General features: G+C 36.4%; 13 protein-coding genes and 1 tRNA gene. 7 read left to right on the top strand and 7 right to left on the bottom strand.

The features are described 5' to 3' along the window. Window positions 1–50: 50 nt before the first annotated feature. Window positions 51–1,193 (bottom strand): acyl-CoA dehydrogenase family protein, encoded by a 1,143-nt coding sequence (locus C1A40_RS08775; protein ID WP_102995574.1) that lies wholly within the window; start codon window positions 1,191–1,193, stop codon window positions 51–53. A 95-nt stretch (window positions 1,194–1,288) separates the two neighbouring features. On the opposite strand from C1A40_RS08775, the gene C1A40_RS08780 reads away from it, so the two are divergent. The 7 genes from C1A40_RS08780 (at window position 1,289) to C1A40_RS08815 (ending at window position 7,668) form a co-directional block, all read left to right on the top strand. After that, window positions 1,289–2,353, top strand: coding sequence for an anhydro-N-acetylmuramic acid kinase (locus C1A40_RS08780; protein WP_102995575.1), 1,065 nt, complete (start codon window positions 1,289–1,291; stop codon window positions 2,351–2,353). A 486-nt stretch (window positions 2,354–2,839) separates the two neighbouring features. After that, window positions 2,840–4,234 (top strand): sodium:proton antiporter NhaD, encoded by a 1,395-nt coding sequence (gene nhaD / locus C1A40_RS08790; RefSeq protein WP_102995577.1) that lies wholly within the window; start codon window positions 2,840–2,842, stop codon window positions 4,232–4,234. A 100-nt stretch (window positions 4,235–4,334) separates the two neighbouring features. After that, a complete protein-coding gene (locus tag C1A40_RS08795) occupies window positions 4,335–5,036 on the top strand; it encodes a MotA/TolQ/ExbB proton channel family protein (RefSeq protein WP_199287751.1) in 702 nt (233 codons plus the stop codon). A 1-nt stretch (window position 5,037) separates the two neighbouring features. Continuing rightward, a complete protein-coding gene (locus C1A40_RS08800) occupies window positions 5,038–5,430 on the top strand; it encodes an ExbD/TolR family protein (protein WP_102995578.1) in 393 nt (130 codons plus the stop codon). Between the two features lies 1 nt (window position 5,431). Further along, entirely contained in the window at window positions 5,432–6,307 is an 876-nt protein-coding gene (locus tag C1A40_RS08805) for an energy transducer TonB (protein ID WP_102995579.1), read from the top strand. A gap of 3 nt (window positions 6,308–6,310) precedes the next feature. After that, window positions 6,311–7,528 carry a bifunctional folylpolyglutamate synthase/dihydrofolate synthase gene (locus tag C1A40_RS08810; protein ID WP_102995580.1) on the top strand — a complete coding sequence of 406 codons (1,218 nt, stop codon included), beginning with the start codon at window positions 6,311–6,313 and terminating at the stop codon, window positions 7,526–7,528. Window positions 7,529–7,593: 65 nt separating this feature from the next. Beyond that, window positions 7,594–7,668: transfer RNA gene (locus C1A40_RS08815), tRNA-Val, on the top strand. Window positions 7,669–7,762: 94 nt separating this feature from the next. Here the strand turns inward: C1A40_RS08815 and C1A40_RS08820 are convergent. The 6 genes from C1A40_RS08820 to sufD form a co-directional block, all read right to left on the bottom strand. After that, on the bottom strand, window positions 7,763–8,080 hold the full coding sequence (locus C1A40_RS08820; RefSeq protein ID WP_158651328.1) for a transposase: 318 nt from the start codon (window positions 8,078–8,080) through the stop codon (window positions 7,763–7,765). A gap of 25 nt (window positions 8,081–8,105) precedes the next feature. Further along, window positions 8,106–9,059 carry an ISAon1 family transposase gene (locus C1A40_RS08825; protein WP_102995422.1) on the bottom strand — a complete coding sequence of 318 codons (954 nt, stop codon included), beginning with the start codon at window positions 9,057–9,059 and terminating at the stop codon, window positions 8,106–8,108. Window positions 9,060–9,078: 19 nt separating this feature from the next. Then, a complete protein-coding gene (locus C1A40_RS08830) occupies window positions 9,079–9,438 on the bottom strand; it encodes an ISAon1 family transposase N-terminal region protein (protein ID WP_102994345.1) in 360 nt (119 codons plus the stop codon). 13 nt (window positions 9,439–9,451) lie between these two features. Further along, window positions 9,452–9,967 (bottom strand): hypothetical protein, encoded by a 516-nt coding sequence (locus C1A40_RS08835; RefSeq protein ID WP_158651329.1) that lies wholly within the window; start codon window positions 9,965–9,967, stop codon window positions 9,452–9,454. Window positions 9,968–10,025: 58 nt separating this feature from the next. Then, the gene (locus tag C1A40_RS08840) at window positions 10,026–11,240 is read right to left on the bottom strand and encodes an aminotransferase class V-fold PLP-dependent enzyme (RefSeq protein ID WP_102995583.1); all 1,215 of its coding nucleotides are present in this window, start codon (window positions 11,238–11,240) and stop codon (window positions 10,026–10,028) included. 127 nt (window positions 11,241–11,367) lie between these two features. After that, window positions 11,368–12,681: a Fe-S cluster assembly protein SufD gene (sufD, locus tag C1A40_RS08845; RefSeq protein ID WP_102995584.1), complete on the bottom strand. Its 1,314-nt coding sequence runs from the start codon at window positions 12,679–12,681 to the stop codon at window positions 11,368–11,370. Window positions 12,682–12,688 lie beyond the last annotated feature (7 nt).

Below are 12,688 nucleotides of genomic sequence, written 5' to 3' on the forward strand. Positions count from 1 at the left end.
ATTTTGAAAATAGTGGCAACGGATTTATTACTTAATAGTTGAAGTATGTGCTAATCTCGTGTTATACTTCTTGAAATGATGATTTTTTGAATTTCTGAAGTGCCTTCGTAAATCTGAGTGATTTTTGCATCACGCATTAGGCGTTCCACATGGTATTCTTTAACAAAACCATTACCGCCGTGAATTTGGACAGCTTCTACGGTTTGCGTCATAGCTACTTTTGAGGCGTAAAGCTTGGCCATGGCACTCGAAAAATCGTAATTCATACCCTGATCTTTTTCCCAGGCAGCTTTCATAACGAGGTTTCTGGCGGCTTCAATTTCGGTAGCCATATCAGCAAGCTTAAAGGCGATGGCTTGATGATTGCAAATTTCAACACCAAAAGTTTTGCGTTCTTTCGAATACTTTAGTGCGAGTTCATAAGCGCCAGCAGCAATACCAAGGGCTTGAGCTGCAATGCCTATACGTCCTCCCGAGAGTGTTTTCATCGCAAAGCGAAATCCCGAGCCATTCGGGCCAATTCGGTTTTCTTTCGGAACTTTAACATCATTAAACTGTAGGGTGTGTGTGTCGCTTCCGCGGATACCTAGCTTATCTTCTTTAGGACCAACGTGAAATCCTTCAGCGCCTTTTTCAACAATAAAAACATTGATGCCATGGGAGCTCTTTTCTTTATCAGATTGTGCTATGACTAAATATACATCGGCACGTCCACCGCTTGTAATCCAGTTTTTTGTTCCGTTAAGCAGGTAATGATCGCCCTTGTCTATAGCCGTAGTTTTTTGTGAGGTGGCATCACTTCCAGCTTCGGGTTCGCTTAAACAAAATGCACCAATAAATTCACCTGTAGCCAGTTTGGTTAAGTATTTCTGTTTTTGTGCTTCTGTGCCATAACATTCAATACCATAGCATACTAAAGAATTGTTAACCGAAACAATTACGGATGCTGATGCGTCTATTTTAGAGAGTTCTTCCATAATAAGCACGTAGGAAATGGCATCCATACCGCTTCCACCATACTTTGGGTTCACCATAATGCCTAGAAAACCAAGTTCCCCCATTTTTTTGACCAATGCATCTGGAAAATGTTGGTTATTGTCTCTTTCAATTACGCCAGGGAGTAATTCGTTTTGAGCAAAATCGCGAGCGGCATCGCGAATCATGAGGTGTTCTTCTGAGAGTGTAAAATTCATAATTCGTAATTATTTAGGTTATTTAGTTGTTTTTTTTATCAAATATAGCTTTTTAGTATAAATTATTTAATTTGCTTTGCTATTTTTACCACCATATGTTAAAGAAACAATACCATATTATTGGCGTGATGTCTGGAACTTCACTAGACGGAATAGATCTGGTTGAGCTGCAATTTAAATTAGATAAGACATGGCAATTTCAAATTATTAATGCCGAAACTATGGCTTATACCGAGGCATGGAAAACCCAGTTGACCGAATTGGTGTCGCTTTCAAAAAAAGCCTTGGATAACCTTGATGTCGCCTATACCAAATATCTTGCTGATGTTATTAAAAGCTTCATTCAAAAACATAATATCCAAGATATTGACGCGGTTTGTTCGCATGGGCATACAGCATTACATCAGCCTTCAAAAAAGTTGACCTTCCAAATAGGGAATCTGCCCGAAATGGCTAAAATACTTAATGAAAAAGTGGTGTGTGATTTTAGAGTTCAGGATGTGGAACTAGGCGGACAAGGAGCGCCCTTAGTACCTATCGGTGATCAACTTTTATTTCCAGAATATGATTTTTGTCTCAATTTAGGAGGCTTTGCCAATATTTCTACGGTAATACATGATAAGCGAATCGCCTACGATATTTGTCCTATGAATATCGTACTGAATTATTATGTTAAGCCCCTTGGTTTAGCGTATGACGATGGCGGGAAAATCGCATCAGAAGGAGAGGTTGACGTCCAATTACTTGACGATTTAGGTGAGTTAGATTTTTATAAAAAGTCATTTCCTAAGTCTTTAGGATTTGAGTGGGTTAAAGACGTTGTTTTCCCGCTTATTGATGCTTATCAGTTAAATGTTAAAAATACTCTAAGAACCTTTGTTGAGCATATCGCTATTCAGGTAGCTACAGAGCTTAAAGCTTTAAACGACGCTTCGGTTTTAGTTACTGGTGGCGGTGCTTATCATAATTTTCTGTTGCATAGAATTGAGTATTACGTAGATAGTGAACTGATTGTTCCTTCCAAAGAGGTTATTGATTTTAAAGAGGCGCTTATTTTTGGTTTTCTTGGTGTTCTAAAGCTAAGAAATGAAGTGAATTGTTTACAAAGTGTAACAGGTTCGTCTAAAAATCATAGTTCTGGAAAAATTTTTCTTCCCTAAAAATTCTAAAAAAGTAAAGTCAAAGTGTTTTGTTTTTTATATTTGTTCGGTTGATGATTTTATGAAATCTAAGGTTTACCAGCTTTTATTTAGACTCAGTTTAAACTGCGGCATTGTTAATGCGTTGAAAATGAGTAGGTATGTAGGTTGGAGCATAAGATTATTGATGAGGAAGGGTAATGCTAAAACGGGTGCAAGCTTAAAATTTAAAAATAACATCGCGTTGTTTTTGAGTTTTCTTTGAAAAACCTTGTTAAAAAACGAAGCTATTTTCTAGAACCATGATTAATAGCGCAGGTTATATATTACCTTTTTAAATTTAAAAACGGCTCATGTGTATGTGTGTTTAAGGAAGAACATGCAAATAACCATTGCAGCCTTTTTTATTGATTTATAACGAACCATTTAAAAACAAACAAGATTAAAAAAGCGGAAATACGTGCTGCCGTATTACAATAGCACGCAACAAACTAACAAACAGAATTTATGGAAGCAGCAATTATTTTAGTATTTGTATTGGGTTATTTAGCCATTACAATGGAACATAGTATAAAGATTGATAAATTAATCCCGGCTTTGGTCATGATGGCTATTTGTTGGGCATTGGTTGCTTTAGGTTTAGATTTGTTTCCTAACTGGTTTGATTCTTCTACACATACTTTAATAGATGCTTTTAGTAGTTTTCCTCTAGAGGAGAAAAAACATCTTATGGAGGAAACCTTATTGCATCATTTGGGTAAAACAGCCGAAATTTTAGTATTTCTTTTAGGAGCTATGACCATTGTTGAAATTATCGATTATTTTGATGGTTTCTCCACAATTAAAGGGTTTATAACCACCAAGAAAAAGACTAAAATATTATGGATATTTTCAATCTTAGCTTTTATTTTATCTGCGATTATTGATAACCTTACAGCAACTATTGTACTGATTTCTATCCTTCAAAAAATTGTTAAAGATAAAGAGGTACGTTTGTATTATGCTGGTTTAATTATTATTGCCGCTAATGCTGGTGGAGCATGGTCTCCAATTGGTGATGTGACAACAACCATGCTATGGATAGGAAACAAAGTGACTACAGGGCATTTAGTAGGTTATTTATTCGTGCCATCGTTAATGTGTATGGCTGTGCCTACGTTTATTGCTTCTTTTTTACCTGTGTTTAAAGGAGAGCTGCAATCGGATGAAGGGGTAGATCCAAAACCTTCAAGATTAAGTAGTATCATGCTATATTTAGGATTAGGAGCTATTGTTTTTGTGCCAATTTTTAAAACGGTAACGCATTTGCCTCCTTATGTTGGAATGATGTTGTCATTAGCCATAGTAGCGGTTTTTGCAGAAATATATAGTAAGTCTAAGTTTAGTATTACCGATATAGATCATGCCGAAAGTGAATCGGAGGCACACCATAGTCCGGTGCACCATTCGTTATCAAAAATAGAGTTGCCAAGTATCTTATTCTTCTTGGGTATTTTAATGGCCGTAGCAGCGTTAGAGTCGCTCGGGATTTTATTTGGTTTTGCCGGTGGATTACAAGAAATAATGCCTATGATTGGTACCGAAATTCATGATGGTGAGGGCGTTTCAGATTTAGTGGTTCTTTTGCTAGGTGCAGGATCGGCGGTTATTGATAACGTACCATTAGTAGCAGCAAGTTTAGGGATGTTTCATGAAGCTACCGATAACGAACTTTGGCACTTTATTGCATTTGCAGCAGGAACCGGTGGTAGTATGTTAGTTATTGGTTCGGCAGCAGGCGTTGTTGCTATGGGAATGGAGAAAATTGATTTCTTTTGGTATTTAAAAAAGATGTCATGGTTAGCCCTAATCGGTTTCTTAGTGGGATCTGCAGTGTTTATGGTAACCAGAACCTTATTCTAATCTATAAAACAATAAAAAAATTTAAAAAGGATGAGTCTCATTTAGATTTATACTTTAACAAAAAAAGCAGCGTTATAATGTTGCATTAAACCCCAAGTATATGCTGAATATTTTATTACAAGAAACACCAGGTGGTGTTGATGCGATTCCAGAGGGAGAATCGGTAGAAAAAACACTTTCAATTATTGAATTAATTGCTAGCGGAGGCGTAGCGGGACAGGTAATTATTGCCATTTTGTTCTTATTGCTGGTAGCTGCTATTTACATTTATTTCGAACGTATTTTTGCTATAAAAGCGGCATCGACTATAGATGCTAATTTTATGAATCAAATTAAAGACCATGTGAGTCATGGTAAAATTGAATCGGCCCAACAATTATGTAGTCAAGTTAACTCGCCAGTGTCTCGATTAATCGGAAAAGGGATCTCGAGAATTGGTAAGCCTCTGGCCGATATTAATACGGCAATAGAAAATGCAGGACGTTTAGAAATTTACGGACTAGAAAAAAACGTTAGTGTGCTAGCCACCATTTCTGGAGCTGCACCAATGATTGGTTTTCTTGGTACGGTAGTAGGGATGATTTTGGCGATTTTCGAATTGGCAAACGCAGGAGGAAGTATTCAAATGGATGTTTTAGCTAGTGGTTTATATACGGCCATGACCACTACTGTGGCAGGTCTAATTGTTGGTATTGTCGCCTATATGGCTTATAATCACTTGGTGGTGAAAACCGATAAGGTGGTGTATCAAATGGAAGCCCATTCTTTAGAGTTTTTAGATCACTTAAACGAGCCAACTTAATATGAATCTTAGAGGAAGAAATAAAGTAACGCCAGAATTCAATATGTCGTCTATGACGGATATTGTATTTTTACTACTTATCTTTTTTATGATTGCTTCTACTTTAGTAACCACCAATGCTATTGATATATTATTGCCTAAGGCTAGTGGAAAAACTGAAAATAAAAAATCTGTAGCGGTAAGCATTAAAAAAGATTTAACGTATTACATCGATCAAAAACGTGTTGGCGAAAGTGTATTAGAAAATGAGCTGCTTGCAGCTTTATCTTCTGCAGAAAAACCAACCATTATTTTACGAGCAGAAAAATCGGTGCCCGTTGAAAATGTTGTAAAGGTTATGGATATAGCCAATAGAAATAAATTTAAAGTCATTTTAGCTGTTAAGCCTAAATAACATGAAATACTTAAGAACCAAGCACGAACGGAATTCAGCAAAATTAACGGCGTTAATTAGTATCATAATTTTGCTTCTTTTATTTGTGGTTGGTACTAAATATATGGATCCTCCAGAGGAATATGGTGTGGCTGTAAACTTTGGTAATTCAGATTTCGGTAAGGGTGATGTACAACCATTAAAACCTGTAAAATCCGAACCTAGAGTGGTTGAAGAACCTCGACAACCTGATGTTCCTGAAGAAGCCGAACCAGAACCAGCACAGCCTACAGAAACCAAAGAGGAGGTTTTAACAGCAGACAACTCGGAAGAAATAGCCATAAAAAAGCAAAAGGAAGCTGAAGCTAAGGCAAAAGCGATCGCTGATGCTAAAGCTAAAGCAGAAGCTAAAGCGAAGGTTGAAGCAGAGAAAAGGGCTAAAGAAAAGCGCGAACAAGACGAAAAAAGGAAAAAGTTAGACGCCCTAATAGGTGGTGTAAAAAAGTCTGATGGCTCAGAAACAGGCGGAGAAGGTAATGATAGTAAATCTGGTGATAAAGGCCAATTGGATGGAAATCCTTATGCTTCTAGTTATTTTGGCGGACAAGGTTTCGGAAGTGGCGGCGTAGGTTACGGCTTAAACGGTAGAGGTAAGGCTTCCTTCACAAGAATGAAGCAAGACTGTAATGAATCGGGCTTGGTCATTGTAAAAATTGAAGTAAATCAAGCGGGTAATGTGGTTTTGGCTACACCGGGTGTTAAGGGAACTACTAATACAGCGCCATGTTTATTAGAACCAGCTAAAAAAATAGCCCTTTCTCATAAGTGGCCAGCCGATCCTAAAGCACCTGTGCGTCAGGTTGGCTTTGTAAGTGTAAACTTTAAAATTTCTGAATAATACATGAGCTATAACGATACGCTTGAGTGGATGTTTTCTCAACTCCCCATGTATCAAAAACAAGGTGGTTCGGCTTTTAGAAAAGACTTAACCAATACAGTGCTGCTTGACCAGCATTTAAATTTCCCTCATAATACGTTCAAATCAATTCATGTGGCTGGAACCAATGGTAAGGGGTCAACAAGCCACATGCTTGCTTCAATATTGCAAGAGGCAGGTTATAAAGTAGGTTTGTATACATCACCACATTTAAAGGATTTTAGAGAGCGTATTAAAATTAACGGTCTTCCTGTTTCTGAGAACTTTGTGATCGATTTTATTGCGAAACATAAAGCTTTTTTTAAGTCTCATACCTTGTCATTTTTTGAAATGACTGTGGGTATGGCTTTTCAATATTTTTCAGAAGAAAAGATTGATATCGCTGTTATTGAAGTAGGTATGGGTGGACGACTAGATTCTACTAATATTATTACTCCTGAACTGTCGGTTATTACCAATATAGGATTAGATCACACCCAGTTTTTAGGAGATACTTTAGAAGCTATTGCTTTTGAAAAAGGCGGTATCATTAAAGAAGGGGTGCCTGTTGTGATTGGTGAAACTCAAATAGAGACAGCGCCTGTTTTTGAAGGTTTAGCTAAAGAACGTCATGCTAAAATTGTTTTTGCCGATCAAGAGGTTGAAGCAGTTTATGCTTCCGATTTGATAGGAAGTTATCAAATAAAAAATATTAAAACGGCCATGCTAGCAGTAAAAGAACTTCGGGAACAAGGTTTTTTGATTTCCGAAACACAATTAAAAGAGGGCTTGTCACATGTGGTGAAAAATACCGGACTTTTAGGTAGATGGCAAATTTTAAATGCTAATCCCAAGGTTATTTGTGATACCGGTCATAACAAAGATGGTCTAATAGAAGTCATGAATCAGCTTTCAAAAGAAGAATTTGAGCACTTGCATATTGTTTTTGGAGTGGTTAATGATAAAGATTTGACGTCAATTGTCGATTTATTACCTAAAAATGCCACTTATTATTTTTGCAAACCAAATATTCCTCGTGGTTTAGCTGCGACTGACTTAAAAGCTGCTTTTTACGCTTATGGACTAGAGGGAGATGCTTATAATTCTGTAAATGAGGCTTATAATTCTGCTTTAAATCAAGCTAATTCTAACGATTTTATTTATGTTGGAGGGAGTACTTTTGTGGTAGCAGAAATAATTTGAAAATTTTTTTAAAAAAGTTTTTGCAAAGTGAAAAAGTAGTGTATATTTGCAGCTCCTAAGTGATAGGGCGCGTAGCTCAGTTGGTTCAGAGCACTTGGTTTACACCCAAGGGGTCAGGGGTTCGAATCCCTTCGCGCCCACAGAATTAAAAAGCTTGATGATTTTTCATCAAGCTTTTTTGATTTTATTACTGTCGCTATTTCAAAATATGGGATCAGTCCTAAAAGTTGGGGACTAGGCATAAATTTGTGCTAATCTAAAGAGGAAGAATTCCTTATTTCTCACACCTCTAAGTTGTTGTCTAAAGGCTTTGATCTTTGCATTAAAAGATTCAGCGGCCGCATTGGTACTTCTGTTGTCAAAATAGTTTAATATTCCCCTGTAATTTAGGGAGATTGTGTTCATAACAACTCTAAAGCTTTTAAAGCCACTATTTTCAATTTGATTGTACCAAAGTGCCAATTTAGTCATTGCTATATTTTTGTCTGTACAAGTATTATAAATTACTCTTAGCTGGTTTGACAAGTCATAAGCTTCCTTTATCAGGATCAAGAGCAAAAGTTGGGGGATTTTAGAATTAAGCAAAAATAGTAGTTAATCTATAGAGGAAGAATTTTACGTTTCTTACGCCTCTGAACTGTGCTCTAAAAGCCTTAATTTTAGCATTGAAAGCTTCTGCTGAAGCGTTGGTACTTCTATTATCAAAATAGTTTAGAATGTTTTGATAGTGAACAGACATGGTTCTGGATATAGTATTAAAGCTTTTAAAGGCTGCTTGTCTAACTTTTTCATCCCATTTAGCTAATCGTGTTAGTGCGGAAGTTTTATCCTGAGTATTGTTAAAAATCCAAGATAAGTTCTGGCATAGTTTGTATGCTTTTTCTATATCAGGATAGTGTTTAAATAGTATCACTGATCTTTTAGCTTGGTTTTCAGTCCACTTATTGCTTGGCTTATAGAGTAAATATCTTCCTCTTGCCAGTAGTTGTTTTAATGTATCTCCGTTTGGAAGTATTTCAGGTGTGTATTTTAAAGATTTACTTCTAGCGTCTTCTATGGCATCATTTTCAAAATCGATGGCTTCCCACCTGTGTTTTATTCTTATTTCTTGCAAAGCGTCCAATGCTAATTTCTGCACATGAAAACGGTCTATAACTAAGCAGGCATTGGGGAATGATTTTTTAACAATGAGTCCCATGTTTCCTGCCATATCCAGAGTCACTTCTTTAACTTTATTTCTTTGTTTTAAAGGAATTTCATGAAGTATTTTTATCACTGTTTCAGCTTTAGTTCCTTTAACTATAGCTACTATAGAGCCTTTCTTTCCTTTGGCATCTTTATTGGTTAAGATGGTGTAGAGTTCGCCATTGCAAAAAGCGGTTTCGTCAAGCGATAGGTAGCTTCCTAGATTCTCAGGGTACAATAGCCAATCTTTTGCATGGGCTTTTTGATCCCAAGATTTAAAATCACTTAAGTGATCTTTGTACTGGCGTTGCAGTTTCTTGCCGTTAACACCGTAGAAAAATCCAATGGTGTGGCAATCCGTAGCTTTAGTATGGACTAATTTCTTTTAAAAAATCAGCAAACTCGGCGGTCATCCGTGTTCCCTGTGCTACTAAATTCCAATCTCTATGAACCACTTCATTGGTTTGCTTATTCAGCCATCTGCGGCGTTTTATATGAAGGTAAACATTTTTACCTCGTATAGGGAAGTCTTGAACGGTAGCCTCAGAAAAGAAGCCTTTGGAATGAAGTTTAGTTCCATTAAATTCTTCGGGAATCGTGTTTAGTTCTGTAAAATAAAAATGTAGTGCTTCTCCTTTAATTTCGTGCTTGTCCAAATCAAAATACTTCATAAGTATTTCTGGAAGTAATAAATTGGCTATGGCTAATAATGAATCTGATGACATTAAAAATTTTTATTCAAAGATCTTCTTTTTTTAAATACTCCCCAACTTTTGTGCTTGATCCCTCATAGCCAGCAATAACCAACAGTTTTGCTATTAGTGCTTTAAGGGCTTCTGGCGGATTGCCATGATCGAAAGCTTGAGTTTGGTAAGTATGTTCGTTAACGCTGATTTTTAAGGTTGTTTTGGCTGCTCCGTCAAAAGCGTAATTCTTGCTAGGTGCTTTTAAATCTGGAATTTTTTCTATTTGAATGGCTTCTAAAATTTCTAATAAATGGTTCCACTCTGAAGCGTCGAGTGTTTCGGGCGCTCCTGGTTTACCTTGTTTTTTGGTCACTACAACCAGATTTTTAATGACTCTTATTTTATAGTATGAATTTCTACTGGTAGCGAGATATTCAAAAGTAATTAAGTCTTCGGAAGTTGCTTGCTGTTCTTTAGATATACGGTCTTGATTTTCAGCTTTTGCAGTGTTTGAATTACAGGTTTTTAATGAAATTAAGGCGAAAATAAGAATGCTTACGAGTTTCATAATCAAGTTCTTAATTGTGAATTATGGTTAAACTTACAAAAAGAAATTGAAAAGCGTTTTACGCCAACATCATTTTTGCTTTTTTAACGCCTTCTACTAAAAGATCAATTTCAGTCTTCGTGTTATAAAAAGCCAATGATGCTCTGACCGTTCCTGGAATTTTGTAGTAATCCATGATTGGCTGTGCACAGTGGTGTCCTGTTCTAACAGCAATACCCAGCTTGTCTAAAATAGTACCTACATCATAAGGGTGAATGCCCTCTAAGTTGAATGAAATCACTGAAGTTTTATGTTTTGAGGTACCATAAATTTTTAAGCCTTCTATTTCTAAAAGCTTTTTAGTGGCATATTCCAAAAGCTCATTTTCGTAAGTAGCAATGGACTCGAAACCAATGTTATTCATATAGTCGATAGCAGCACCAAAAACAATACCTCCAGCGATGTTTGGTGTGCCAGCTTCAAATTTATGTGGCAATTCGGCGTAGGTTGTTTTTTCAAAAGTAACTTCGGCAATCATTTCACCACCACCTTGATATGGCGGTAGTTTTTTTAGCCAATCTTCTTTACCATATAAAGCGCCAATGCCTGTAGGACCACACATTTTATGGGCAGAAACCACGTAAAAATCGACGTCTAATTTTTGAACATCAGGTTTAATATGTGGCGCAGATTGTGCACCGTCAATAAGAACGGCTGCTCCAACTTCATGGGCTTTTTCAATAATGTATTCAATCGGATTTACGGTTCCTAATGCGTTTGAAACGTGATTTGTAAAAACGAGTTTCGTATTTGTAGAAAGGAGCTTGTCAAATGCACTCATCACCAATTCGCCATCGTCATTCATAGGAATGACTTTCAACTCGGCACCCGTACGCTCACAAAGCATTTGCCAAGGCACAATATTAGAGTGGTGCTCTAAGGCCGACACAATAATATCATCACCTTTTTTTAAAAGTGATGAAAATCCGTTTGCGACTAAATTGATACCGTGAGTTGTTCCCGAAGTGAAAATAATTTCATGTGAAAACTTAGCATTAAAATGCGCTTGTATTTTATAACGGGCTTGCTCGTATAAATCGGTGGCCTCCTGACTTAAAGTATGAACGCCGCGGTGAATATTGGCGTTGTAATTTGAATAGTAGTCTACAATAACATCAATAACCTGTTTTGGGGTTTGTGATGTTGCTGCATTATCAAAATATACTAAAGGTTTGCCATTTACTTTGCGAGAAAGAATGGGAAAATCTTTTCTTATGTCTTCTACGTTTATCATGGCTTGTTTGGTCTGGGCCCCGATTCAGGCGTTTATTGAAGCTCCTCTCAGAAAGTCCTTAGATCCCGCTTTTGGTGCTTTTACCGAAAGCGGGAAGGAGCTCAAAAAATAATTTAATTAAGAGAATTTAAAGGTCGAAACCGATGCTAACCCCTAATTTGTTAGCTATAATTTTATTGATACGTTGTTTAATTTCAGGGATTTTAACCGAACTTAACACGTTATTACTAAAGGCATACATTAAAAGTGCCTTAGCTTCTTTTTTAGGAATACCACGCGATTGCATGTAAAACATGGCACTTTCGTCTAACTGACCAATGGTACAACCGTGAGAACATTTTACGTCGTCGGCAAAAATCTCCAATTGTGGTTTGGTGTTTATAGATGCTTTATCGCTTACTAAAATATTGTTGTTCGCTTGGAAAGCGTTGGTTTTTTGGGCTTCTTTTTCTACAATAATTTTTCCGTTGAAAACCCCTGTAGAGCTATCACCAAAAATACCTTTGTAATCTTGATGACTCTCACAATTAGGTTCGATATGGTGTACCAAAGTATTGTGATCGACATGTTGTTTGTCGCTAAGAATAGTTACGCCTTTTAATATAGAATCGATACGTTCTCCTTCTTGGAAGAAATTAAGATTATTTCTAATTAATTTTCCGCCAAATGAGAATGTATGTACCGAAGCAATACTTTCACGTTGTTGCTTAATGAAGGTATTATCAATTAATGAGGCATTTTCGCCATCATTTTGAATTTTGTAATAATCGACAATAGCACGTTTTTTGGTGAAAATTTCGGTTACACTATTAGTTAAAACAGGGTTTTCTGTTAAACTTTGGTGACGCTCGATAATTTGAACATGCGCATTCTCTTCAGCAACAATTAAGTTACGAGGTTGAAGTAAGGTTGCCGATTCGTTTCCTGTTGAAAAATTGATAAACTGAATCGGTTTATCGGCAATTTTATTTTTAGGAATGTGTACATAAACACCTTCTTGTGAAAATGCCGTGTTTAACGATGGTAAACTATCGGTAGTGGCCGCTTTATTGAAATGGTTTTCAATAATTAAACGGTATTTAGGATTTGTTAAAGCAGAAGACATTAAGCACACATCGATACCATCATGTGTGGTGTTCGATAAATGTGAAGAATATTTTCCATCGATGAAAACCACATGATATGTGTCGATTTCGTGGATGAAATATTTTTTAACATCTTTATAATCCAACGCATTTTCTTGCTTAGGGAAAACACTATAATCTTCTTTTAATAATTTATTTAAAGAGGTATATTTCCAAGCTTCTTCCTTTTTCGTAGGAAAGCCTTTTTCTTCAAATATTTTTATAGCTTCAGATCTCACATTATGAACGAAAGTGTCTACATCGACCTTGTTTTCAAATGCTAAAAATGATGATACTAATTTGTCTTTTAAATCCATTGTTATA

It is taken from the genome of Tamlana carrageenivorans, from assembly GCF_002893765.1.
GTDB classification, from domain to species: domain Bacteria; phylum Bacteroidota; class Bacteroidia; order Flavobacteriales; family Flavobacteriaceae; genus Pseudotamlana; species Pseudotamlana carrageenivorans.

Excerpts from the sequence above, each read along its gene's own strand:
- C1A40_RS08775 (WP_102995574.1), bottom strand. The coding sequence starts at position 1,193 with ATGAATTTTACACTCTCAGAAGAACACCTCATGATTCGCGATGCCGCT.
- C1A40_RS08780 (WP_102995575.1), top strand. The coding sequence starts at position 1,289 with ATGTTAAAGAAACAATACCATATTATTGGCGTGATGTCTGGAACTTCA.
- nhaD (WP_102995577.1), top strand. The coding sequence starts at position 2,840 with ATGGAAGCAGCAATTATTTTAGTATTTGTATTGGGTTATTTAGCCATT.
- C1A40_RS08795 (WP_199287751.1), top strand. The coding sequence starts at position 4,335 with ATGCTGAATATTTTATTACAAGAAACACCAGGTGGTGTTGATGCGATT.
- C1A40_RS08800 (WP_102995578.1), top strand. The coding sequence starts at position 5,038 with ATGAATCTTAGAGGAAGAAATAAAGTAACGCCAGAATTCAATATGTCG.
- C1A40_RS08805 (WP_102995579.1), top strand. The coding sequence starts at position 5,432 with ATGAAATACTTAAGAACCAAGCACGAACGGAATTCAGCAAAATTAACG.
- C1A40_RS08810 (WP_102995580.1), top strand. The coding sequence starts at position 6,311 with ATGAGCTATAACGATACGCTTGAGTGGATGTTTTCTCAACTCCCCATG.
- C1A40_RS08830 (WP_102994345.1), bottom strand. The coding sequence starts at position 9,438 with ATGTCATCAGATTCATTATTAGCCATAGCCAATTTATTACTTCCAGAA.
- C1A40_RS08835 (WP_158651329.1), bottom strand. The coding sequence starts at position 9,967 with ATGAAACTCGTAAGCATTCTTATTTTCGCCTTAATTTCATTAAAAACC.
- C1A40_RS08840 (WP_102995583.1), bottom strand. The coding sequence starts at position 11,240 with ATGATAAACGTAGAAGACATAAGAAAAGATTTTCCCATTCTTTCTCGC.
- sufD (WP_102995584.1), bottom strand. The coding sequence starts at position 12,681 with ATGGATTTAAAAGACAAATTAGTATCATCATTTTTAGCATTTGAAAAC.